The organism is Paraburkholderia sp. IW21 (assembly GCF_041321145.1).
Classification (GTDB): Bacteria; Pseudomonadota; Gammaproteobacteria; order Burkholderiales; family Burkholderiaceae; genus Paraburkholderia.
On sequence record NZ_JBGGWA010000024.1, the window covers coordinates 26,192 to 49,866 of the forward strand.

The 23,675-nt window shown below is 58.3% G+C and carries 21 protein-coding genes and 2 pseudogenes; 8 read left to right on the forward strand and 15 right to left on the reverse strand.

Annotated features, from left to right (window positions below):
- Nucleotides 1-77: 77 nt before the first annotated feature.
- On the forward strand, nucleotides 78-827 hold the full coding sequence (locus tag ACAX43_RS32565; RefSeq protein WP_370712431.1) for an electron transfer flavoprotein subunit beta/FixA family protein: 750 nt from the start codon (nucleotides 78-80) through the stop codon (nucleotides 825-827).
- Between the two features lie 13 nt (nucleotides 828-840).
- Nucleotides 841-1,776 (forward strand): electron transfer flavoprotein subunit alpha/FixB family protein, encoded by a 936-nt coding sequence (locus ACAX43_RS32570; protein WP_370712432.1) that lies wholly within the window; start codon nucleotides 841-843, stop codon nucleotides 1,774-1,776.
- 288 nt (nucleotides 1,777-2,064) lie between these two features.
- On the opposite strand, the pseudogene ACAX43_RS32575 reads toward ACAX43_RS32570, so the two are convergent.
- From ACAX43_RS32575 to ACAX43_RS32605, 7 genes and pseudogenes are all read right to left on the reverse strand, one after another.
- Nucleotides 2,065-2,904 (reverse strand): annotated as a pseudogene (locus ACAX43_RS32575) (IS66 family transposase); the annotation flags it as partial.
- An 84-nt stretch (nucleotides 2,905-2,988) separates the two neighbouring features.
- A complete protein-coding gene (gene istB / locus ACAX43_RS32580) occupies nucleotides 2,989-3,777 on the reverse strand; it encodes an IS21-like element helper ATPase IstB (protein WP_370712433.1) in 789 nt (262 codons plus the stop codon).
- A gap of 2 nt (nucleotides 3,778-3,779) precedes the next feature.
- Nucleotides 3,780-5,306, reverse strand: coding sequence for an IS21 family transposase (istA, locus tag ACAX43_RS32585; RefSeq protein ID WP_370712434.1), 1,527 nt, complete (start codon nucleotides 5,304-5,306; stop codon nucleotides 3,780-3,782).
- Nucleotides 5,307-5,522: 216 nt separating this feature from the next.
- Nucleotides 5,523-6,269, reverse strand: a pseudogene (locus tag ACAX43_RS32590) (IS66 family transposase zinc-finger binding domain-containing protein); the annotation flags it as partial.
- 30 nt (nucleotides 6,270-6,299) lie between these two features.
- Nucleotides 6,300-6,653, reverse strand: a complete 354-nt coding sequence (gene tnpB, locus ACAX43_RS32595; RefSeq protein ID WP_045463971.1) for an IS66 family insertion sequence element accessory protein TnpB — start codon at nucleotides 6,651-6,653, stop codon at nucleotides 6,300-6,302.
- Nucleotides 6,629-7,153 carry a transposase gene (locus ACAX43_RS32600; protein WP_370712435.1) on the reverse strand — a complete coding sequence of 175 codons (525 nt, stop codon included), beginning with the start codon at nucleotides 7,151-7,153 and terminating at the stop codon, nucleotides 6,629-6,631. Before ACAX43_RS32600 ends, tnpB begins: the two co-directional genes overlap by 25 nt.
- Before the next feature lie 191 nt (nucleotides 7,154-7,344).
- Complete coding sequence (locus tag ACAX43_RS32605) at nucleotides 7,345-7,644, reverse strand: hypothetical protein (protein WP_370712436.1); 300 nt, start codon at nucleotides 7,642-7,644, stop codon at nucleotides 7,345-7,347.
- A 109-nt stretch (nucleotides 7,645-7,753) separates the two neighbouring features.
- Here ACAX43_RS32605 and ACAX43_RS32610 point away from each other — a divergent pair, with 109 nt between their 5' ends.
- The gene (locus ACAX43_RS32610; RefSeq protein WP_370712450.1) at nucleotides 7,754-8,059 is read left to right on the forward strand and encodes a hypothetical protein; all 306 of its coding nucleotides are present in this window, start codon (nucleotides 7,754-7,756) and stop codon (nucleotides 8,057-8,059) included.
- 437 nt (nucleotides 8,060-8,496) lie between these two features.
- On the opposite strand, the gene ACAX43_RS32615 is transcribed toward ACAX43_RS32610, so the two are convergent.
- Complete coding sequence (locus tag ACAX43_RS32615) at nucleotides 8,497-9,453, reverse strand: DNA-binding protein (RefSeq protein WP_370712437.1); 957 nt, start codon at nucleotides 9,451-9,453, stop codon at nucleotides 8,497-8,499.
- 177 nt (nucleotides 9,454-9,630) lie between these two features.
- Here ACAX43_RS32615 and ACAX43_RS32620 point away from each other — a divergent pair, with 177 nt between their 5' ends.
- Both ACAX43_RS32620 and ACAX43_RS32625 read left to right on the forward strand, forming a co-directional pair.
- Nucleotides 9,631-10,800, forward strand: a complete 1,170-nt coding sequence (locus ACAX43_RS32620) for a tyrosine-type recombinase/integrase (protein ID WP_370712438.1) — start codon at nucleotides 9,631-9,633, stop codon at nucleotides 10,798-10,800.
- 106 nt (nucleotides 10,801-10,906) lie between these two features.
- Nucleotides 10,907-11,521 (forward strand): hypothetical protein, encoded by a 615-nt coding sequence (locus tag ACAX43_RS32625; RefSeq protein ID WP_370712439.1) that lies wholly within the window; start codon nucleotides 10,907-10,909, stop codon nucleotides 11,519-11,521.
- 301 nt (nucleotides 11,522-11,822) lie between these two features.
- Here the strand turns inward: ACAX43_RS32625 and ACAX43_RS32630 are convergent, their stop codons facing one another.
- The 7 genes from ACAX43_RS32630 to ACAX43_RS32660 all read right to left on the reverse strand — a co-directional run bounded on the left by ACAX43_RS32630 (nucleotide 11,823) and on the right by ACAX43_RS32660 (nucleotide 19,594).
- Nucleotides 11,823-13,514: a hypothetical protein gene (locus ACAX43_RS32630; RefSeq protein WP_370712440.1), complete on the reverse strand. Its 1,692-nt coding sequence runs from the start codon at nucleotides 13,512-13,514 to the stop codon at nucleotides 11,823-11,825.
- Complete coding sequence (locus ACAX43_RS32635) at nucleotides 13,511-15,415, reverse strand: hypothetical protein (protein ID WP_370712441.1); 1,905 nt, start codon at nucleotides 15,413-15,415, stop codon at nucleotides 13,511-13,513. Before ACAX43_RS32635 ends, ACAX43_RS32630 begins: the two co-directional genes overlap by 4 nt.
- A gap of 655 nt (nucleotides 15,416-16,070) precedes the next feature.
- Nucleotides 16,071-16,799: a DUF6602 domain-containing protein gene (locus ACAX43_RS32640; protein ID WP_370712442.1), complete on the reverse strand. Its 729-nt coding sequence runs from the start codon at nucleotides 16,797-16,799 to the stop codon at nucleotides 16,071-16,073.
- 11 nt (nucleotides 16,800-16,810) lie between these two features.
- Nucleotides 16,811-17,713: a CBASS oligonucleotide cyclase gene (locus ACAX43_RS32645; RefSeq protein ID WP_370712443.1), complete on the reverse strand. Its 903-nt coding sequence runs from the start codon at nucleotides 17,711-17,713 to the stop codon at nucleotides 16,811-16,813.
- Nucleotides 17,713-18,213: an HORMA domain containing protein gene (locus tag ACAX43_RS32650; RefSeq protein WP_370712444.1), complete on the reverse strand. Its 501-nt coding sequence runs from the start codon at nucleotides 18,211-18,213 to the stop codon at nucleotides 17,713-17,715. Before ACAX43_RS32650 ends, ACAX43_RS32645 begins: the two co-directional genes overlap by 1 nt.
- Nucleotides 18,210-18,695 carry a hypothetical protein gene (locus ACAX43_RS32655; RefSeq protein ID WP_370712445.1) on the reverse strand — a complete coding sequence of 162 codons (486 nt, stop codon included), beginning with the start codon at nucleotides 18,693-18,695 and terminating at the stop codon, nucleotides 18,210-18,212. The genes ACAX43_RS32650 and ACAX43_RS32655 overlap by 4 nt, the downstream gene beginning before the upstream one ends.
- Nucleotides 18,692-19,594: an AAA family ATPase gene (locus tag ACAX43_RS32660; RefSeq protein ID WP_370712446.1), complete on the reverse strand. Its 903-nt coding sequence runs from the start codon at nucleotides 19,592-19,594 to the stop codon at nucleotides 18,692-18,694. Before ACAX43_RS32660 ends, ACAX43_RS32655 begins: the two co-directional genes overlap by 4 nt.
- Nucleotides 19,595-19,698: 104 nt before the next feature.
- Here ACAX43_RS32660 and ACAX43_RS32665 point away from each other — a divergent pair, with 104 nt between their 5' ends.
- The 3 genes from ACAX43_RS32665 (at nucleotide 19,699) to ACAX43_RS32675 (ending at nucleotide 23,105) form a co-directional block, all read left to right on the forward strand.
- Entirely contained in the window at nucleotides 19,699-20,610 is a 912-nt protein-coding gene (locus ACAX43_RS32665; protein ID WP_370712447.1) for a helix-turn-helix transcriptional regulator, read from the forward strand.
- A gap of 925 nt (nucleotides 20,611-21,535) precedes the next feature.
- On the forward strand, nucleotides 21,536-21,736 hold the full coding sequence (locus ACAX43_RS32670) for a hypothetical protein (RefSeq protein ID WP_370712448.1): 201 nt from the start codon (nucleotides 21,536-21,538) through the stop codon (nucleotides 21,734-21,736).
- 16 nt (nucleotides 21,737-21,752) lie between these two features.
- Nucleotides 21,753-23,105 (forward strand): AAA family ATPase, encoded by a 1,353-nt coding sequence (locus ACAX43_RS32675; protein WP_370712449.1) that lies wholly within the window; start codon nucleotides 21,753-21,755, stop codon nucleotides 23,103-23,105.
- Nucleotides 23,106-23,675 lie beyond the last annotated feature (570 nt).

Consider the following 23,675-nt stretch of genomic DNA (forward strand, 5'->3'; position numbering starts at 1 on the left):
AGATACGCTTTCGATGATCGATCAGTGCGGATTGACTGGGTGCGTCAAGTATATTTAGTGAACGAACCCTGAAGACGATGAAAATTCTCATACCAGTGAAACGCGTAGTGGATGCCAATGTGAAGGTCGGTGTGAAATCGGATAGCACGGGCGTCGACATCGCGAACGTGAAGATGTCGATGAATCCGTTCGATGAAATCGCGGTTGAAGAAGCAGTGCGTCTGCGTGAAGCAGGCTTGGCGACGGAAGTGATCGCCGTGTCGGCGGGTGTGACGCAGGCGCAGGAAACGCTGCGCACGGCGCTGGCGATCGGCGCGGACCGCGCGATCCTGATCGAGTCGAATGAAGAACTGCAGCCGCTGGCGGTGGCCAAGCTGCTCAAGGCGCTGGTCGACAAGGAACAGCCTGGGCTGGTCATCCTCGGCAAGCAGGCCATTGATGACGATTCGAACCAGACCGGCCAGATGCTGGCTGCGCTGGCGAATCTGCCGCAAGCCACGTTTGCCTCGAAGGTTGTGGTCGCTGATGGTAAGGCGACGGTGTCGCGTGAAGTGGACGGCGGCGCTGAAACGCTGTCGCTGTCGCTGCCGGCTGTGGTCACCACCGACCTGCGCCTGAACGAGCCGCGCTACGTGACGCTGCCGAACATCATGAAGGCGAAGAAGAAGCCGCTGGAAGTCATCAAGCCGGAAGACCTCGGCGTGGATGTGACGCCGCGCCTGAAGACGCTGAAAGTCGTCGAGCCGCCGAAGCGCTCCGCCGGTGTGAAGGTGCCGGATGTGAAGACGCTGGTCGAGAAGCTGAAGACCGAAGCCAAGGTGCTGTAAGGAGACGGACGAAATGACGAATCTGGTAATAGCAGAACACGATAACGCGTCGATCAAGGCGGCAACGCTGAACACGATTGCAGCCGCGCAGAAGGTTGGTGGCGATATCCACGTGCTGGTCGCAGGCCACAACGCACAGGCGGCAGCGGATGCAGCAGCAAAGATCGCAGGTGTTTCGAAGGTCCTGCTCGCCGACGCGCCGCAACTCGCAGCAGGGCTGGCAGAAAATGTCGAAGCGACGGTGCTGAACATCGCGAAGGACTACACGCACATCTTCGCGCCGGCGACGGCTTACGGCAAGAACATCGCCCCGCGTATTGCCGCGAAGCTCGACGTTGCGCAGATCAGCGACATCACGGCTGTCGATAGCCCGGACACGTTCGAGCGTCCGATCTACGCCGGTAACGCGATCGCTACTGTTCAATCTCAAGACCCGATCAAGGTCATCACGGTCCGCACGACCGGTTTCGATGCAGTCGCAGCAGAAGGCGGCGGCGCTTCGGTCGAGAAGATCGAAGCCGCAGCCGACACCGGCCTGTCGCAGTTCGTCAGCCGTGAAGTGACGAAGCTCGACCGTCCGGAGCTGACGTCGGCGAAGATCATCGTCTCGGGTGGCCGCGGTCTGGGCAACGGCGAGAACTACACCAAGGTTCTGGAACCGCTGGCCGACAAGCTGAACGCCGCGCTGGGCGCATCACGCGCAGCCGTCGATGCGGGCTTCGTGCCGAACGACTATCAGGTCGGCCAGACCGGCAAGATCGTCGCACCGCAACTGTACGTGGCGGTCGGCATCTCGGGTGCAATCCAGCATCTGGCCGGGATGAAAGACTCGAAGGTGATTGTGGCGATCAACAAGGATGCGGAAGCGCCGATTTTCAGCGTCGCAGATTATGGTCTGGTGGGCGATCTGTTCACGCTGGTCCCTCAGCTTCTGACCGAGTTATCCTGAACTGGACGAATGAAGTTCTTTGCGTGGTGAATATTTGCCAAAGCGCATGGAACGGAAAGGAATTCCTAGACGATCCAGCGGCCACTTGATGAATCGCCGAGCTGACCCGATGGACAGGTACGGCAGCGCCTTCTCTGATGCGGGGCAAAGCCACGGTTCCCCGTCGCCGCAGCCTTTGGCTGCACGATGCGGCGACGCGCGACTAATGGACCATCATCGTAAGCGATCCACGAACGACGCCGCTCAGAGTAAGGTGGTAGAGTGCGTGACGCGTGATAGCGAAGTGGGTCAGCGGAGATCTGCGGGCATCTTCCAGGGAAGCAGCGCGTCGTAGTCGTCAACGGTCCTCGTCAGAGGAAGACGTTGGAACAACCAGTGAAGGTAGCGATAGGGATCGATGCCCCCGGCTTTGCAGGTTTCGATCAGACTGTAGAGGTTTGCACTTGCGTTCGCCCCCGCTACGGTGTCGCTAAAAAGCCATGAGCGGCGCCCAACGACGAATGGGCGAATCGCATTCTCGCAAGGGTTATTCGAGATGGCCCAAGTGCCGTTCTCGACGTAGCGGATCAGCTTCGGCCACTGTTCGCGCAAATAGGTCAGTGCCTTCCCGAGCAAACTTTTTGGTACGACGCCGGGCGACTCCGCGAGGGCTAAAGCGTAGATGGCGTCGAGTATGCGCGTGCTGTATCGACGTCGCAATCGCTGTCGTCGCTCAGCTGCCCATTTCTTAGAGCGGGCCTCCGCAGCGAACAGCTTGCCGATCAGCGTGATGAAGCGTGTCGCGAGCAGATCGGGCGAACGCGCGGCTTTCGGCACGTTCTCCTCCGCTTTGATGAAGTACCGTCTTAGGTGTGCCCAACATCCGAGGTGCACGAGGTCGTAGCGTTGAGCGATGTCGTTGTAGGGCTCGTAGCCATCAGTCATCAGAACGGCGCCCTTGCGGATCCCCGTGAACAGCTTGTCGGCCAGCTTGGCACCGCGTCCGGGCGTATAGCTGAAGCAGCGGATGGGGATGCCTGAATTGGTCATTTGCGCCCAGAGGTAGCTCTTCGTTTGCGGCTTGCGCCCTTTCTCTTTCAGTACCTGGAACGTCGTCTCGTCGCAGTAGATCAGTTCGGCATCGAGCAATGTTGCTTTTCGCCGTAAAGGAGCCGGGTGTTTTCGGCGTAATGGCGCCAGAGAAAGGCGCCTGTTTCGGGGCTCGAACGGGGATCAAGAATCCTTGTTTTTACCTCCTTTCGCAAGTGTTGATTTGTGGCTCTCGGGCATCGGACGAGGGACGCGATAGCTTTCACCGTCGAGCACGACGCGGTATGCCGCATGTCGCAGGCGATCGAGCGTTGCGGCGCCGAGCATTTTGTTGGTCGCGAACGCGTCGCCCCATTCCGTAAAATCCAAATTGCTCGTTAAGACAGTCGATGTACGCTCGTACCTCTCGGCAATCAGATCGTGGAAGTCTTCGTCTTCGGGCGTGCGCATGGGTTTAAGTCCAAAGTCGTCAATGATGAGCAACGGCACCTTGGCAAGCGCCTGGAATCGCCGTTCGTAGGAGCCCACGGCTTGCGCGTTGCGTAGCGTGCTGAGAAGCCGGGTCTGGGTCATGAACAGGACATCGTGACCTTGCCGGGCGGCGCAGTGGCCTAGTGCCTGCGCCAGATGGCTTTTGCCCGTTCCACACGGACCGGCGATTAGCACGCTGACCTTCTCATCGATGAAGCGGCAGGTCGCCAGATCATGGACGACGGCGCGATTAAGGTTGGGCAGCCGGTCGAAGTCGAAACCTTCCAGTGTCTTCTGGCCACGGAAGTTCGCGCGGCGCATGCGGGCGTCGAGCTTTCGATGATCGCGCCGTGCGATCTCGTCCTGGATGAGCAACGTCAGGAAATCGGTATAGGCGAGCTTACGGTCGATGGCTTCACGGTTGCGCGCTTCGAGCGTGTCGAGGATGCCGGACAGTCGCAATTGCTTAAGGGAAGACGTGAGTTCGGGAATTGGATTCATGTTCAATGGATAAGCAGAGTCTGGGTATCGCGGCAGAAGCGGCCGCCGTGGGTGTAGGTACTCGCGCCCGATTCAATGGGCTCGGTCGACAGCCACGACTGATCAAGGCCTTTCTGCAGGATCAGCTTGACGGCTTTGTAGCTTGGCGTACCGAAGTGATTCGCTCGACGGCAGGCCGCCTCCAGGCGGGACGCGCCGAACTGCTGAGCGAAGCGCAGCACGCCCTGTACAGCGCGCAGCTTGATGAGAACCTGATCGCCGAAGAGCGCGTGAACAAGCGCGTAGCACGACGGCCCGATACGCTGCGCTTCTCTCAGGCACCATTGGGTGTCGTGCAGTTGCCAGGCCTGTGCTGCTGGCGGCATGTGATCGGCCACCGTGCTACGCGTTCCTGGCGCCGTCTGGCGGACATGCGATGCCGACGGTTCGTGCTCGTAGTAGAGCTGCACCATGGTGGCGGTCGCCTTGAGCCACAGATCTTTACCGGCAAGCCGGAACGGCACGGAATAGTAGGCGCGCTCGAATTGCACATGGGCGTCGCGATGGACCTTCACGCGCGCCCAGGTTGCCAGCTCGGGCGGCACATCGGGAAGCGGCTGCAACAGCGCCTGTTCAACGTCTTCGAAACGCTTGAGCGGCACCTCGCGCGTCGTGCCATGCGTCCGGGTGCTGGCCTCTTGCATCACCCAGGCTTGCGCTTGCCGGTTGGCGTCGTCCAGATCACGAAATTCGCGAAGAGGAAGGAAGCTCGACTTCACGTATTTGACGCCCGATTCGACAATTCCCTTTTTAGCCGGGTCCCTGGGCGGACACGGATCGATCTTGAACGAATACCCTTCGGCGCATTGCGCATAGGCCCGCTGGACTTCGGGTTCGTAGATACAGGCCTTAACGATGGCACACTTGGGGTTATCGATGGTGACGCGTCCCACTACGCCATTGAACCATTCGAAGGCATGACGATGACATAGCAACCATGTGTCGACGCTCTGGTCGCGGACAAACTCGACGTATTGATGCCGCGACCAGCACAAGGTCATCACGAAGAACCACGTCTTGTGGACCTCGCCCGTGTGCGCGTCCGTGATGGTCGGACCTGCGCCGAAATCAACCTGCGCGGCTTCTGCAGGTTTGAACTCCAGCCGCATCGGTACATCCGGCGTGAGCTCCGCCTTCAATTGCTGAAGTAGCCTGTAGACGGATGAGTAGCTTCCCTCGTAGCCGTGGTTGCGCACCAGCGCGCTGTGAATCGTCGTGCCGGGCACGCCCGCGTCGTGCCACTGCGCAATCTGCTCGCGCCACGGCTCGGCCGACGAGATACAGCTCGCAGGCAGGAACTCCCTTCGGCTGAACGCTGAAGCAAGCTGCGCGTCATCCGGCAGAGCGTTGTCCGGAGAAAGCCACCCCCGCTCGGTTGCGATCTCCCGTACGGCCGCCAGCTTCTTACGGCCCATGATCTTCGAGCGGTCGATATCCCGGTCGGAGTCACCCTGGCGCATTCGCACCAGAACCTGTCGATATTGGTACATCTCGAACTTCCTCTTCAAGCCACCCTCCGGAGCAAATGCGTGCCGGGAGGGTAGCGGTTGGTGGAGTTCGAGCGCCCGACTCAGACGCCAGTGGCGCCTTTACGGCGAAAATCTACTGGCGCCTATATGCCGAAAAACTTGCGGCGCCTAAACGCCGAAAGCTCCCTGGCGCCTTTATGCCGAAAACGGTTTGGCTCCTTAACGGCGAAAGTTCACAAGCAACGCATCGCGCATGAGGTTGATCACGGGCTGGGTCGCGAGGCCAACGCGAACCATGCTGGCGGCGATCGTGTTTGACGAGATGTCTCCGCCGAAGCGACACAGCAAACCGGCCTGGCGATAGAGCGGCATGCCGAACTGATATTTGCCGGTGGCGATCCATGCAAGCGCCGCTTCGCTCAACAGTCCGCGCGCAATGATGCGCGGCGGCGCTGGAGTGACCTTGATGCCGAGATCGCAGCACGGGCACGCATATTTAACGCGCTGGTGTTGGATCACTCGAAGCTGCTCGGGGATCACATCGAGCTGCTCGCTGATCTCCGCGCCGATCTCGACGAGCGCTTGCCCATCGTTCGTGCAAAAGCGTTCGGCTTCGGGCAATTCGTGCCGCACGACCTCGCGCGGCAGATTGGGATCAAGCGGCTTGCGGTGACCGCGCTTCTTGCGCTTGTGCGCGCCAACCGTCGTCTCTGGCGTGTCTTCTTGGGCAGGCGCGCTGTTCGCGCCGAGCACCTCGGCTTCGTTGAACAAGCCAAGTTGATCAGAATCTCGTGCCTCGCTCTTGGCGCCGAACAGTTCGCGACGGTAGGCTCGGAGTCGCTCCTCAGCAAGATCGCGCTCTGCCGTCCTAAGCCGCAAGGCGCCGCGTAAGGCCTCCTGTTCTTCTCGCAATGCCCGAGCAGCATCGCGCTCGGCGAGCAACGCCTTCAATTCCTCGGCGGTGATCGTGACGTTGATCGGCATGGCGGTTAGACCTGCACGCCGCCTCACTGTTCAGCTCACGCGATGATATTCCTGCTTCGGATGCCGTCGTATCGCGGTGATGTCATCGCCGTCGAGTAGCGCGTGCAGCACGTTGGTGGTCATCGTCACGATCTCAGCCTTGTTGTCAGGCCAGATGAAGTGGCTTCTCTCCAATCGCTTTATGAGAAGCCAGAAACCACTGCCGTCCCAGCCAAGAATCTTTATCCGGTCACGACGTCGGTTTCCGAAGATGTATAGCGAAGTGTCCATCGGATTCAGGCGCATCGACTGCTCGACGAGAATCGACAGGCTATTCATGCCGTAGCGGAAATCAACGGGATCGCGGTGCAGATAGACCTTCAGATCGTCGTCGAACCGGAACACGGCATCCTCCCCAGAATCTGGACCATGGTCGTCAATTCTTCGATGGTCGCAATTGCCCCGCCAAGTTCAAGCTCGACGCCGTTCGACAGACGCACATGCAAGGCAAGTGTCATCGATGGCGGTGCGGACGCTTGTGTCGGCGACGCTGAAACGACCGACACGAACGCAGACGGCTTTACCGCGACGGGGACGGGTTGGTGCGACCCTGGCAGAGCGACGGCCACCTCATTAATCGACTCGTCGGGGTGAGGCGCGTTGTATTCGTCGTTGCCATTATGCTGCGACGCTGACGAAATGCCTTTCTCGCGCTCCACCAGATACTTCGCGATCCACTTGCGCAGCAGATTGGCGTTGATGCCGTGCTGCTGAGCCAGACCGGCGACTGATACTCCGGGACGAAGTGCTGCCTCAATCAAGGCGCGTTTACTTTTTTCGTCATAGCGGCGACGGCCATCGCTGCTGCGACGCACTACTGCCAACTCTGAGTCCATGCCAGTCATAGGTGTCCACCTCAAGATAGGTGGACACCTATGGTCCTCGCTACTGTCGCTCACTGCCAGACGTCGAAGATGGACCGCTTACCCATCATCGACGGTCGAGCAGGAGGAGCTTTTGCTGTTTCGGCCTGTCCACAATATCGGTATCGCTCATATAGGGGCTACGGTACCGGGGCCGTCCGCTGAATGCATCGTCACTCACCTTCCGACACAAGTGTGGCGCGAGCCTCCTTGTATATCGAAGCCGTTGCAGGAGAGTCGTTGCAGGTTCCGGCCAAGATCTGGGAAAAAGTTTTGGCGTGTGACTGCGGGAAAATTCGTCGCGCGAGCTGATCGACCAGTACCTTGTCAGATTTGGTACGAGTGACGTCATCAAACCTGAATCTGCCGTCGAATTCTTGCATGAACCCCATGGTCTGCGGGGCGAGCATGGCGAGTCCGGCGCCTCCGTAATGCATGAAGTGGTTGCTGTGCTGCCAGTGAACCTGTTTCATCACATCCTGTGCACGGTGATGCTGCGAAAGATGCACAAGCCAGTACTCACCGTGATCCGCTCACCTTGTCACCTGAAGAAATCGCGTCGATGCATCCGCCCTTTTCCACATCATCCGTCCGAGCGCGGTTTCGAGCATCAAAAAATACGGACTCCTTTCGAGGAGCAGTCTGCTTACGGTGTTCGACGTCCCAGCGATGGAGCGGGATTTAATAGAAACGCGCAGACGGCCGACGAACGTCGCCATCACCCATCCGGTTCACGGAGAGGCGTTGATCGCCGACAACGGACCGCTGAGTGAGGCCGCACTTCTGCACTGTCTCGACGACGGACTCCAGCCTTCCGACTGGATGCGCCGGCTTAACCCGCGCGTCTCGTCGCGCAGAAGGGCGGAGCACTCTCGAAGTCCTGGTTGAAGGCATCTCTGGATAGCAACATTCAGTGACAGGGCTCGCAGGAGCAGAGGGTTGACAGCGCTGCACGAGGCGGTGCAGCGCTACCTGCCGGGACGCGCTAAGGAGAGCGGCGCGCGCGGCCTTGGCTATACATGGGTCACAGGCCACACGCAGCACGCCGCCTGGCAGGCTGCCCGGTCTCGCCCCCCATGCTGTCGCATCCCGGCGACGAGCGACTATGGGAAACGCGGACGATCACCGACATGACTGGGATTCTGTAAATCGATGTGCGCGGCGCCACCGGTTTGGTGACAATAGCGGACTGGTCGGTCGCACGCTCGCCATCGCATGGGCAGCATCGGAGTCCGATTCGCCGTGTATCCGTCAGAAACCGCACGGCGACCTCTGTTAAAGGTCCGGCGAGGCTTACACTGACCTCCGAATAGAACGGCTTACTATCAGGCTTCCTGACGCGAACGCCTGGTTTTACGTACCGACGAGGACTCATCCCGGGCCTTGAGTTGTCCCTGAAGTAACGCGATTTGCTGGTGGGCGAGCGTGTCGCGTTCACGCCGCAGGTCGCGAGCCTCTTCCATGGCACTCCCGAGCTGCCGCTCATGCCGCCCGGCAAGCCGCCTGTGCTCGGCGGCGTCTGCCGAGATCCGCTGGATATCGGCAACAAGCTGCTCGTTCCGCTGCCGGGTTTCTGAAAGCGCCGCTTCCGCGCGCCGTTGAGCATCTCGCGCCTCCTCAGTCTGCAGCATCACGCGCTTCTGGACCCCTTCAAGTCGGGCCGTCGCCTGGTTGACCTCTATCCGCAAGGCCGCTTCATGCTGTGCGTGAGTGGTGCGCAATGCTTCGAGTTCGCGGCAGTGGGCAGATTGCAGCTCGCGCAGATTCTGTTCCGATTGTGCTCGAACGGTGTCCCGTTCGGCCACGGCAGCCTCGGCCCGGACGAGGGCGGCGCCTCGCTCGGCATATGCTTTCGCATGTTCGGCGCGCGCCGCAGCGAGCTGTGCCTGCTGGTCGCCGAGTTGGCCGCGAAGTGCATGAACTTCGGCACGAAGTTCCGCATTGGCCGTTGCGAGGGACCCGGCGTGCGCGGAAGCAGCCGCCGCTTCTGCCTCGAGCTCCTCTTTGCGTTGCGCAAAGGCATTCTCGCCTTGCTCGACCGCAAGCGCCCATAGGGACAGCATCGCATTGGCGACCGCCGGCGGTAGTGCTGCGGCGAGTGCGTCGTTGCGCGCCTGTTCGTCCTTCCACAACTTCAGTTCGTCGTTAATCGTGGTGCGGCTGCCCTGGCGAATTTCCGCGTAGATCAGGTCAACGGTGAGCTCGTGCGCAAGCCGACCTGAGGTGACGAGTTGTGCCGCGGCTTCCCGGGTACGGAGTCGGGTGTCACTGATACGGCTCATGGCGGAGTTCACCGTGAAAAGCGGTTGAAGAGGGCATTTTGCCCGAAAATTATAGCTGTATATCAATGTATAACGTTATACACGTAATGATAATGATACAAAATTTGTGATAACGCCCATAATCACAAGTTCCGATCGTGTACGCTGCGAAAAGCCCCTTTCAAAACGCGTCACACCATGAACCTGCCCGCCATCGCCCCGGAATCGCCCGATACCGTCCTGTCGATCGCGTTGCCTGCGGCCCTCGACGGGCGGGACGGCACCAACCGTGCGCACGGCGGGCACATGCAGATCGCGGCCGACAACGACATCGAGGCTGTACGCGTGTGGCTCGCGGAATATGCGGGCTCGCCGCACACGCTGCGCAGCTATCGCAAGGAAGCGGTACGCCTGCTGTTATGGGCCACCCAGGCGCTGGACAAACCACTGTCCAGCCTCACGCGTGAGGACTTTCTGCTGTATGAGCGATTTCTGGCGGCGCCCACGGGCAACTGGGCCGATCCGGCCCGGCCGCGGCGCGGGGGCGCCCGCAGGCTGTTCGACGGTCCGTTATCCGAGCGTAGCCGGCATCAGGCGCTCGGCATTGTGTCCGGGCTGCTGTCCTATCTGGTCAGTGCCGGTTATCTCGCCGGCAATCCGCTGGCGCTGCGGCGCCGGACGGGGGCCGCCACGAGACGCGCGCCGCGGATCGAGCGGTACCTGGATCACGCACTGTGGGACCACGTGCTCGCCAGCGTCGAGCAGTGGCCGCGGCACACCGCGCGCGATCACCAGCACTACGAGCGCTGCCGCTGGCTGATCCGCCTGCTGTACCACACAGGGCTGCGGGTCTCGGAAGCGGCGCATGCAAAGGCGGCCGACTTCTATCAGCGGCGGGGTAACTGGTGGCTGCACGTTTTGGGGAAGGGTGGCGCCGAGGGAGAGGTGCCGGTGAGCGCCGCGCTGATGGCGGACTTCGCGCGGTACCGGGTTTTTCATGGGCTGCCGCCGACGCCGTCAGGAAATGAGACCGCGGCCGCAGTCATGAGCGTCGCGGGCGACCTGCACAAACATCTGACGCCGGCCGCGGTCTATCTGATCGTCAAGGAAGTGTTCCGGCGCGCCGCAGATATGCTCGCGAGAACCGATTCAGCCGGGGCAGAAACGCTGCGACGTGCATCGACCCACTGGCTCCGCCACAGCGCAGCGTCGCATCAGGCCGATGCCGGCACCGACCTGCGTTTCATCCAGAAAAATATGCGTCACGCATCAATCCAGACGACCGGCATCTATCTCCACGCGGAAGATGACCAGCGACACGCCGAAACCGTGCGGGAGCAAAGCGAAAACCAGCTGCCCCATTCCTAGCGCCAGCGAAACGCTGTCCCGCGGATTGCCGGGCCATCTGACCCTCAACTTTTCTGCATGGATGCCGATACAGAAGTATCCATAACTGGAAAATAAGGGATTCAGATTGAAGACGCCGTTTCGCCAAACATCGCTGTGCCTGATTGCTGCTTCATTTCTCGCCGGTTGCGCGAACATCACGCCTGCGCCACAGCAGACAACCAGCGTCACAACCTTCGTCAGCGCGCAAAATCCGTTTTTTGCCAACAAGCGGGGAGAAGGTTCTGGCGATACCCAGGTAAGGAAGCCGGGCACGACATACATCAACGTGGGACCTTTGATGGACGTTCGCAAGTGCAATGCCGAAATGACGTCATGCGCATGGGGCGTCGCAAAGGTCATCAGCCATATGACCTTGATCGACGCTGACAAGAACAGCGCAACCGTGGCGGTCGAACTCAACTATGATCTAGGTCGGAAACAGCAGATGACCTGGGACAATACTGTCCTCACGGACGCAATCCCGGATGACATCCCTGTCCTCACGGACAATGCGACCTTTTCCAAGAAAGTAACGATTCCATATGGCAAGATGCGGCGAGTGAGCTTTGGTCATGGGGTCGACTTCAATATCTGTGCGGTTCCCGCAGATCCGCAAACCCTGATCGCCGTCGACGACAGTTGCAATCTCGATGGCATCATGAGCGGAAAGACCGCGCAGGCTGTGATCCCCGCGTTGTAATCGCTCTATCGGGAGGCGGCCCAGACGGCACATAAAGTCAATGCTGATCCGTCCTCCCAAACACGAATTGCGTCGTATCTTCTCTGCATAGTGCTACGAGGTGAATGCTCACGGAGCTACCAGTCCGGCCGCCTCCAGCGCAGATCGGCCGACAATCAATCCACCGCATTGCAGTCACGGCCAACGGGGAAAGATCTCCGGGGTCTTTAGAAACCGAGAATTTCGCCATCGGACTTGGCGTGGGGCCAAGATCATCCGGGAACCTGTCTCGCAACCTGAGGAAGAGGGGCCGGCAGCCGGTTTAATCCGGCTGCTGATGGGCAGAGAGTTCATACCAGGTGCGCGCGGGAACCGGAGTCCGATAGTGCCGGCACGCGATGAAGTCCAAGGCGTAGAAATCCCTTGCTGCTGCCGGCGATGCGGCCTGGACGTCGCGCTCCTTGATTTGAAGAAACGACCGCATTCTGTTGCGCAGAGCCTCAGGGTCGGCCGGCAATGGATACGGAGCTTCAGTGCTGCCGGTGGTTGCATGAGCGGCCTCGAAATACCATGCGTTCAACGATGACAGGTCGGGATGCCAAAGTTGTGGTGTTACCGTCCGATATCGCTCGGCCACACCCCGTGAAAGTTGAGCGTAGTCTTTATCCATTCCAAGGACCGCACACCAGCTGGCCAATGTGGCAGTTAGCCATGAGGCACCCATGAGTACCGGTAGCATCTCTTCGTCGGGCGTGACTTTAAAGTCAACCAGGTCTTCCAGAGAGTCGGTACTAATAGGGAAATCCATCTGACGAATAAAAGAGAAATCCAGGCGCCAGCAAAGCTCGTTCAGCCATTTCTTCGCCGCCGACGTACGGCCTGTTGTTACTAGCAGCAGAAGCGCGAGCGCGACGTCGATCGCGTTCTCATCCAGCGGCGGAGATGCTGTGGCGACCATGTTTTGTAGCATTGCACACAAACCGTCAGCAATCCTCCCAGCGATTTGCTGCCCGTCGGGCAAACCACCGGACAAGGCGAATGCGAGGCCAGCGCTCGCGATCAAGCCGACATGTTCGAGAAGCACAATCGTGTATTCAGTACTTTCATGCGAATACCCGGACATGCCATCCCGAACGGTCATGTATGGCGCCATCTTCGAATAGTAGTGGAGAGCTGCATCGAAGTACGTCGTCATCATACGATCGAAGGCCTCGTAAACTGACTTCGGCTGTGCGCGTTCCGCGCACTGTATTCGATGCCACGCTTTCAATATGAACAGTTCGCTTGCGATCAGAGCCTGTTTCGTGTCGCCGGCATCCTGGGCTGCCTTAACAAACATCTCTAACGCCAGGTTAAGCCGAATCATGGCTTTCGCGAGTGGCTTTCCGTCCTTGGACGAATCCAGGCGATGCCCACCGTCGTCGAGTCCCAACTGGCGCAGCAGCATGCGTGTAAGGTCCACCATCGAATAGTCGCGTTCGCCTGCAAACGCTAGTGCTTTGCGCAAGTCCGTTCGGTCCGTGTCGATGAAGACGTGTTCGTCAAGCATATATTGCTCGACAAGTTCGGCAACCTTATCTCCACCCCAGAACTCTAAAACAGCCTCTTTTGCATGCTTCTCGACAAACGCCGACCATGTTTGCAAGGTGTCCTGTTTGAGGTCCCCGGTCGTCGCAAGCACCACTCGTTTTCGTAGATTCTCATGGGCCGGCTCCACGTTCTTTAGCAGGTAAACGTCGAGAATTTCTATGAGGCTCTGTCGTACATCTTGCGGTCCGCTGTCCCAATTCTGATGGCTGATGTCTCCTTGTTTGATGGTGAACAGGAGCAGTTCGTCAATACCGTCCTTTGGATTAGGGCCCACGACAGGTAGATCTACGCCAAGCTGCCTGATTCCACCCTGGGGCTTGGCGATCGACGTATAGCCTATGGCAGTGACCAGATCGGGCAGCAGCCGGTCGAACTCATCACGCTCTTTCAGCGTCCTTAGATAGCTCGAGATGATGAGCCTCATTTGTCGCCTCGCTTGGCGCGCTGGAAATTGAAGCGGTGCAGCGCTTGACCAACGGGGTCAAAAATCTCCCGACGGGGCAGCGTCATGCTCGTGCTGATGGTTGTCATCCGGGTAACCGCCGTATATGCACCATCCAGATAGGAAAAAAACCCCGTTCCACCTTTAACAGGAATCTGTTTCGCAATCTGTGCCATAAATGATTTCTCGTGCGCGGCTCGATTGCTACGGCGCATCGCTTTGTCCCGAGCGAGCGAGAAGTTGCGCGCAAGCCGGGTGGGTGGCCACAATTCGTTAGCCACCGGCAGACGCTCCATATCTGCAACGAACCGCTCGATGGCCGCGACCACTTCGCTGATCAGGTGGCGCTCCCCTTCGTTTTCCGTTTTCTCCAGAATCAGTCTCAGATTCGCCAGGGTTGCCGACGGATAGTCGTATCCCACTTCCGCGACAACGATGTCGGCAAACAGGCGATATGTCCTATGCTCAGCGTCGGTTACACCGAGCAGAGAAAGCATGAACAAGATCAGATGTTCCTCGTCAATGACAAAGCCGAGTAGCCGACGACAGAGGAATATCAGACCGTCCTCATCAAGCTTGTCGATTTCCGCGATGTCGAAGGCGAATGGCTTGACTTCATGAACCTTTAGGTAAGATAGAAGGCCCCCGGCTGCTGCTGGAGCAGCGCGACCGTCCTGCAAAAGCCAACGGGTTACCAAGGTCTCGACCAAACGTCGTTCAGTTTGAAGTCTGTGTGCCGTCTGGTCGAATAGATCAACGAATTCGGTGTCCCTGAAATTCCCGGCATCATGGCGATTGGTCCATTGTGTGAGCCAGTCGACGATGAATGCGTTGAATTCATGCCCGTCGGACAGCAACCGCGAAAATACCCCGTCAATCAGACCAATCTCGGATGGTTGCTGCTGGCCTAGTGGCAGGCAGTAACGAAGAATCTGCGCGAAGTCCGGGCGCTTCTTTAAATTGTGATACTTGCGGAAAATGGCAGGGACTAGGGCGCACAACGCGTCAGGGTCAGCTTCTTCCAGAAGCCTCTGCCAGATGGAGGGGCATAGAAGTCGCAAGTGCAATGCATTGGCGACCACAGCGCATGCGGCCTTGTGCAGATCGTTGTCCCTATCCTCGAGTATGGGTGCTAAAGCGCCCTCGACCATCGACATATACGAATCAGGGATGGTACCGTTGGTACAGAGGACGTCCAGGACCCACGCGCAGGTAAAACGGAATTCCGCGGTACCGCTACTAGCCAGCCCATGTGCGGCTCGCGATACCGCCGCGTCAACGTCGATATTAGCAAGGGACAGCAACGACGCACCATACAGACCCGAAATGCCGACCTCATGCTCTGTTTGATACGAATCAAGTACCTTCGAAAGAAGCTTCTCTTGCTTTGCCAATTCGTCGACGAGGGGGGCGAAAAATGGCGTTGGCCGAATGTCGCCACCTCCTGCGAGTTGCAACGCCCGGCAGAATTCGAAGAGCGACGTGTCGTGAATGTTGGCGAGTCGAGGCAGCATCTCTCCCAGAAGTGTTGCTGCCACGAAGGGTGTGACCTTTCCCGAACGCAGGGCAGTGGCACCGTCCAACAGGAGATCACGACTTTCTATGGCGAGACGCAACAGGCAGATGCTGGCGCGGTCAGAGCGCGTCGTTTCATAGCGCAAGAGTTCGCTTGCGGCTTCGAAGAGCGCAGTCCCATCCTTTTCGGCGACAGACAGTGCGGTTTCTTCAGCCACAAATTGGTTTCTGGCCGCAAGAGACTGAAACTCAAGCTTTCCGTTTGCTACCTGATACCGTGGATCTGGGGTGGAGCACTCCAGTCCCACGAGTTCGGCCTCGGAAAGGTCGATATTGAGATTCTCTGTCCACGTCCGGTGCAAAGCCAAGGCTAGCGCGCCGACGCTCCGGATGGTGCCTTCGGGTGGCGTTGGTGAGTCGATGTTGATATCTCCGATTTCGTGTGATGTGTCCGCTGTTGGGAATATGTTTTCCCGCTGTCAGGAGCACGCAGGTCGGGCCGGGGTAACGGCGCAATCGTCAGGCGTAGATGCCAAAGTCGTCACATGGAAGAGTCAGCCGCTCCAGTCTGCGCCCAGACAACAAAAAGTATCAGTAGCGACTATCAGCCTGGTTGTTGGCGTCATGCGTATTGCCGTCATTCCTGCGCTTCACGTCGTTTCCCCTCCAAGGAATTTCGCGGCCCGGCACATCGATCCGGAGGGCAGTCGCTGGGTCTACATGACGGGGTCTCTGTCAGTCATCGGAAACAGCAACATTCAAGATATCAGTTCTTCCGCCAAAGGCCATACCACGCCCCCTCGACCGGGGAACAAGGACACAGCGCAGACGATTACGAGGCGCTGTTGCCGTGGCGAATCGCCACCGCAACAGCCAGCGCGCCCGCCGTCGCGATGCGCAAGCCATGTGGTCGATTGCGCGCTTATGATGCACTTTGCCCCAGAAGGTACTTCAGCTCTTCTCGCCTTGTCGGTCTCATGGGCTATGGTGTATTAGTTGAACCGGCGACGGTTTAACAGCAAGTTAAGGTTTGGTTAGCCACCTGGCGTAGGCTTCGATGTCGATCATTGGCACAGTGCCGCTGAATTGAAGCGTCGCAATCAGTTTGAAAAGAAACGCGGTGGCCGGTTTGCCTTCTTCTATGAACTGATAGTCGGACGTAGTCCCATCAAAGAAGAAATGTCCATGCGACGCGACGCAGCCGATATCCAGCCTACCTTCGCCCAAGTCGTTTTGCAGCGCCTTATTCAACGGTTTGCCAAGTGCAGGGGTCCAGTCGCTCTCAAACGCAAGGAGGCCGCCCAGAATCGGAATCAGTGGTTTGGCCGGATACGTTCCACCGGCGTGAGGAATAGGGAGGCTCGTTCGATGCAGTTGGCGCACGCTCGCTACCTTCTTCTGGGCGTAGTCTACGAGCGTGGCGTTGGCGGTTTGCTTCGCCTCAAACACAGCGTAAACGCTTTCCGCCGGAACGATCGTTTCGCCCTCGTATTTGAAGATAAAGGGCGAGTACTGCCTGTCGAAGACGACCACATCCATCTGCTGACTGAATGTGCCATGGCTATCAACGACGTGCGCTTTCGCAGCCTGGTATCGCTTTGGCAGATACGTGTCCAGCATGTCGATCCAGACTTTCTCGCTCGCATCGCCCTTGGTTCCGGGGTGATGCAGCGATTTGCGAACGATCGCAAGCCGCTGCTCGATGTCCTCGTGCAGGGATGCGAGTAACTGCGAAAGTGACCAGCTTGACATGTTCAAGGTCCTCAAGATAGCGGAAACCGCGTTCCGAACAGCGCACGCCATGCGCGTAACGCTTCGCCCGTGCGCCCTTTGCGTGCGTGGTCTATCGCGACCGATGCTTCGCGGGCGGCTTCGCGTAGCAATTGTTGCGCGCGAGTCTTGCGCGCATGGTCCATATCGTTGCTGATGGCAGGCCCCAGACCTGCCGGATCAGGCCACGCGTCGACGATGCGATCCGCGAGGGTGGCGAAAAGGCCCTGGATTTCGCGGGCGTGGCTACCTCCCCAGCCTCCATGAAGGCATTCGAGGGCCATCACCTCCAAAAGAAATGACGGCTTCACCGGCTTTTCCTCACCGTGCCTGGGATTGTTGTTCCAGTACTTGACCATACGCACGATACCCTTCCACTCATTCGCGTAGGCCTGATGTACCTCGGTCGTTATTTCCTTGTGAATCTCCGGATTCGTTTTGATCCATTTGTTGGCTTTGGAATCCGGAATCTCGTAGTTGTCGCCGGTGGCGAAAGCTGGAACAGCATCGATGCTGACGATGCGGTAATCCGTCTTGTCATCGGCATCGATGACGATGCCGAAGTCGACATTGATGGACCGCGACTGCTTCCGGACAGCGGAGTGGCCGTACTTGTCCGCGAGCGCGCTGTGGAAATCGTCAAGAATCAACGACGGGTCTTTTGACCGATAATGTTTTTCGGCTTCCTTGAGGACGAAGAATATGTCGATGTCTCGGAGGGGTTTGGTCTTCGTGTATCGTGCGTAAGAACCTGTCAGGAAACTGCGGTCAATGCCAAACTTCGTTTTCAGATAGTCCCGTACTTCATTTTGACGCTGGGAGGCATTCTCCTGCTCGCGCTTATTGAGTTCAAGGCGTGACTTGAACTTGCGGAAGGCTTCATCAATCGTGAGCACTATCGTTGTCTCCAATAACCGGCTTGCGCGCCCAGGCCGCTATGTTCTACAGTCGTTCCGAGCCCCTGTTTCACCATGCCGTCGAGCGACCTGTACGCTGCCTTGCCCCAGCCGTGCACATCCGGCCGGTTCGGCTTCGTATTGAGCAGAAAGCGGTACTTCGCCTCGGCGGGCGCGACGCCAGCCTTCCGGATGGCATACGCAAGCTGCTCTGTGTCAGTCCAGAAGGAGCCGTCGCCGGCGGACCAGCTATATACGATGTCGATATCCCAACGCGCGATCAACTTGTCAGTAGCTGGGTCGAACACTTCCAGGATGACTTTCTCGAGGTCACGCGTCTCCAGCCAAGTCTTGACGGCGCGGGTGTTCGATTCCCAGTCGCCGACAAACGCCAACGGATCCATACCGCTTAAACGAATAATGTCCTTTATGCTCTTCAGGATGTTATCCGCAACGTACGTGACGGAGTGGGTGTAGGAATATGTGGCAACGGTGCTCATATCTTGAGAAACTCCGAAACGTCCAGTTCCAGTGCGTGGGCGCGCGCGCCCACGGCTTTCTCTGCAGCTTCATCAGTGGCAAATCCAGACGTCAAGTCGCGCGCAGTAATGCGGCTGCTGTGCTTCCGCAAGGCATCTGAAACCCAACTGAGATCATCGGTGCTACAAGGCAGCGAGATATTCCAGTTGCCAGACAGCGGGTCGTAACCGACGCTACCTTCGTTGGCTGAGGTGCCATCGATTGCGTCGCCTTCATACGTGCAATAGATTCGCGTGCGCGGCCCGTCGCACGTGACGACGACCGGTGCTGTCTCCATGCTGCGATCGGCGATAAGCGAGCTTGCGATGCCAGCAACTGCGAGCAGTTCGGCTTTCGCGCTTCCGTTTTTCCCTGGTGTTAGTAGGTCGACAATGGCGCCCCAGGTTTCTGCAGAGGTGCGATGCGGCGAACTGCGGAAGGTACGTTTCACGACGCTGCTCATGCCTTTGCTCCAAAGTTACGATGCGCCTTGCTCGAAGCGGCCGCCTGCGCGAGTTGTTGCAGAGTCAACTGATTTGGGTCGACTGCCACTTGCTGAGTCGATGCCATCGCACTCGCGACGGCCTTGCGGATGGAGCGTCCGTCGAGGCCCACGAACTCACGTGCACATCGCTTGAACTCGCTTGAACCGGTGAGTTTTCCGATCGCAGGAAACGTTTTCCCCAATCCGTCGAGACAGGCCGTAAGAATCTGCTCGCAAGCCAGTTCGCCTGGCAGGCCGATTTTCATAACAAGGTCACACCGGGAAGTAAATGCGCTGTCGATAGCGTCGGGAAAATTACTTGTCGCGACGAACAGGAGATTAGGGTGTCGCTCTGCGAGCAGGTCGAGTTGCACGAGCACGGCATCGGTCGCACGATGCACGTCGATCGGGTTTGCCTCCAGACTTAACTTGGAGCGGTCGGCGACGAGCGTCTCGACCTCGTCCAGCAGCACGATGGTCGGACCGTTCATTGCCGATTCCGCAATCGACTGTGAGAACAGTTCGGAAACTGCCCGCTGCGTCCTCCCCATGGCTGAGCTCGTCAGCGAATGGGGCTCGACCTCAAGCAGGCGGAAGCCTTTCGCCTTGAAGATTTCAGCGACACGACCCGCAAGACCACGGGCAAGAGTTGTCTTTCCCGTTCCGGGCGCACCTACAAGAAGAATGACCCCGTGCAACGGAAGGACGCTCCGGTCTACCTTGGGCCGAACGGTGAAATTCACGACCGCCTGCGCGAGCAACTGCGCTTTCTGCGACTCATCGATGATGATCGAATTCCACATCGCGGAAAGCTGTGAATCTGGCAGGTCGCGGATTTCATGGATGCCCTGCGGCAATTCATGCACTGTCTTGCTCATTTGGGTGACATGTAAGGGAGAGATAGGTAAATAATACGTCTAATCTTTATGTGCGTCTACTTTTTATTCTTGTCTACTTTTTAGACGTGAGGCATTATCGCTTGATGAACGTTGACATCGAATCGCCGAACGGGCCGCCGAGCGCCCTGCGCAGCGGCGGCGCAAAATGGGGGCAGGAGCGCAGGCTCGAATTCATCGATTTCCGGCTGCGTTGGGACGGTCGTTTTAACCGGAGCGACCTGACTGGTTTTTTTGGGATATCGATCCCTCAGGCGTCCCTTGACATCGCTGAGTACACGAGGCGTGCGCCGGGAAATCTCGACTACGATCGGACGGGGAGGCTATATGTAGCCGGTGCAGTATTTAGGCCGCTCTTCGAATCGAGCTCTCTCGAACGTTATCTGGACGATTTGCTCAGGTCGTCTGAGGGGGCAGAGGTACCCTACGGGAGCTTTCTCGGTTGGCATCCTCCCGTGGCATACGCGACACCTCCTTCAAGGCGAATCAGCGCCGACGTCGTTATAGCAGTTGTGAGAGCGATCAGGGATAGACTCTCACTCACGCTGCGCTACCAGTCCTTTTCAGCGATCGATGCCAAGGTTCGTCTACTGAGTCCACACGCTTTGGTCCACGATGGTTTCCGCTGGCATATGAGAGCTTATTGCCACTTACGTGGGCAGTACCGCGATTTTCTGCTTTCCCGGGTAGTCGAAATCCAGCAAATTGAACCGGCCGATCCTCTGATCAAGGAAGACGTTGAGTGGGAAACGATAGTCAAGGTGGTGATAGCTCCTCATCCTGATCTTGCCGAGGCACACAGGCGCATTATCGAACTGGACTATGGAATGCAAAACGGCGTATGCGCTTTCGAATGTCGGCAGCCACTGCTTTTCTACGTCCTTCAGCAATTACGGCTCGATGAGGAAGAGAGTCCTCGGCCGCCAGAGGCTCAGCAGATTATTCTGGCCAACCGCGCAGATTTGATTTCTCACCTTCCCAAAAGCAAGTTCCGATAACGTCACCCATGCTTTTCCGAAAGCTGCCCGGATAACGCGAGGCGAATGTGGAAGGCCTTTGATCTGCATGGGCCCACCGAGTGAGTGAAATGGGCTATTGCCACCGCCATGGAATTTCAGATCGTCGGGGAGGGCGCCAGCAATTGTGGATGCATTCGGGCGAGACATTTCCTTAAAACCGAATATCCGGGGCCGATTGTTGTGCGCTGGTCACCGTGACTCATCAAACATCCATCAGTTGGTGAGCGACTGGTACGCAATCACTCCACGCTGAGCACAAGGATGATGCCGTGTGGACCTGAGCCGTTCAGTTTTGTGGTCGGGCCGAGCGGTTGTGCGCCGACTGGTATCAAATGAAAGCGAGAGTCCTCTGTTTTCACAGGCCATCCACAAGCGAAGGACGCTTGCACGCAGCGCGCGGTACTCGGCGGCGAGTTGGTTAATATTGAAGACGCCATCACGGCGACGGTTGGCAATCGTGCCGACCGATGACATGATGGTGCGCGCGGCAAGATACTCCGGTCATCGTCGGCCTGGACCCGGGCAGCGGTGGTATCAGCGGCGTACACCTGTGACGGTGGAGAAGCCGTTCTTCGCGCAGGCTGCCCGACTGATCGAGCCTGACCATCTGGCGCTGGCAGAACAGCGGCGCCGCGCGAGCCCACACTGGATGCGGCACACCATGTTACGCACTTGCTCGCGGCGCCGAGGTTGATAACCTCCTGCGGCACGCTTCGATCTCGACGGCATTAGTCTATCTGCACAGCGACGACCTTAAACGCGGCCAGCAGATGCGGGAGCATTTCCGCGTAAAGGCGCTGCGTCAACGTAGTACCTGCGTGCGATACTTGCGGAAGAGTACCCGTACCTTCGGACGAACCAAGACGCTTTCATCGCTACGTTGCCGATACAGCAGGAGGGAGAGATGACGAACAAGTCCACAGACTGGATACCAGTGACCTATGAAAGCGGTGGATATCGGCTTGATGGTCGCTATAAGATTGAGAGCGGCATGATTACCGTCTCGTGCATTAACGGCACAAAAAAGACTCAGGTGGGAAATACGCCGGCAGACATGCTCGCGCGTCTCATTCTGAGTGAAATGGCCTCGATTCCACGACCATAGGAAAGGGCACCGCCTCATGACAATTGCCGGTTTTACTGAACAGACCCTTCGCGAACGAATCGCACTGGTGGTCTCTCCCGCACAGCCCGTGCGAAGCATCGAGAAGCTCAAAGGTCGCGACCGGGAGTTGCAGTTGATCGATCGCGCGTTATGCGCGCCTGGTCGCAACATTTTCATTTACGGCGACCGAGGTGTCGGCAAGAGTTCACTCGCTGCGACAGCGGCGTATCAATATCAAAGTTCGGATAGCAGGCCGATCGTCGTGGGTGGCTCACCCGACGAAACGTTCGACTCGATTGTTGCCAACATCGCAAACCAGGCGATGGGTTACTCACGGACGACCAACGTGAAGGACCAGTCAAGCGTTTCGCTGGAGTGGCGTGGCTTGAAATGGCAACATGGCCGTGAGGTTAGTGCCAAGGATGTGAAGGAGCAGTTGAAGACGATTGGCGACGCCGTAGACCTGCTTCAAGAGGTAGGTCGAGCGCATTCGGAGCGGCCAGTCGTAGTCATCGACGAGTTCGACACGATTCCCGACATACAGGAGCGCAACCGATTCGCAGCGCTGCTCAAGACGGTGGGTGATCGTGAGGTGAACATGAAGTTCATTTTCACCGGCATTGGCCGGTCACTTGAAGAATTACTTGGTGCACATCAGTCGGCTTACCGCCAACTGGCGACAATCGAGGTTAGTCGCCTGGGCTGGGACGCGCGCCGAGAGATTGTCACGCAGGCCGCTTCGGATTTGGGACTTAACGTCGACGACAACGTAAATTGGCGCATCGCAATTGTGAGCGACGGCTTTCCGCATTATGTCCATCTGATCACCGAACATATGATCTGGCAGGCATTCGACGACGACACGGATTGTGAGGAGCTCGGTCACGAACACTATCAGCTAGGCCTGCGCGAAGCCATTGCACAGATCAACGTCGAATTGAAGCGCCCATACGAGAAGGCAGTTTTGCACCGCTCGCCCGAATGGGAAGACCTTGTATGGGCGACAGCCGATGGCGAGGACCTCTTCCGACAAAGCGCGGACATTCAACGCTCCTATCAAGCGATAACGGAGCGCCGTAGGAGCGACACAGTAGTTGAAACCGGTCGTTTTGCAGAATCGCTCCGGCGGTTGAAAACGGAGGGCTACGGTGCCGTCCTGGAATCAGTCCCGCAGCGCCAGGGCTGGTACACCTACCGTGAAAAGATGCTTCGGGGTTTCGTGCGGATGCAGGCAGAGGCCTCCGGCGTTGAGCTAAACGGTGAAGCTCCTTTGCAGCGGCAGCGTATGCATGTTGCAGCGAGTGCGCGGAGCGGTTATCACGAGGCCCGGGTGCCGCAAGGCGTGAGACTTCGCGACGATAAGAAGTAACCGCGGTTGCCCCATCCGACAGACCTAGTGTATGAAGACCATACGGTTGCCTTATGACGCCCACCCGACGTTTCAGCGTCCGGGCAAGGGTGGGAGGAAAAAGACGCTTGATAGCCAACTCCCATCTGATGCGTTCAGGCCGTAGTCGCCGCATCGCGGCCAGTTGTCGAGTTTCTGCGGACGCCACTGTCTTCCACGACGACGGCCCTTCCGGCTCGCATGTCGGGCGGCCATATACTTGCCGGGCATTGATCGATGGCGTGAACTTGGAGGTCCGTCGTATCGAATATGTCGCTGTGACGCGCACAAAGAACCTGCTTTGGCCAGGCGTCCCGGCGAGCGCGCTAATGGAGTCTCAGCCGGAGTTGTTGGCCAATGGATTTCAGGAAACGTCCCTTAGCCGTAAGCGCACGGCCATCCCGTCTTGAGTTGCGTGGAGGGTCTTGGGAGCATCGTATCCACTTGAATAGGTGGACACGTGAACACTATCGAAGAAGAAGCGCCACTTGGCCGTCGTCGACGCCGGCGCTATAGCGTCGAGTTCAAAGCCCAGGTGGTGGCGGCTTGCCA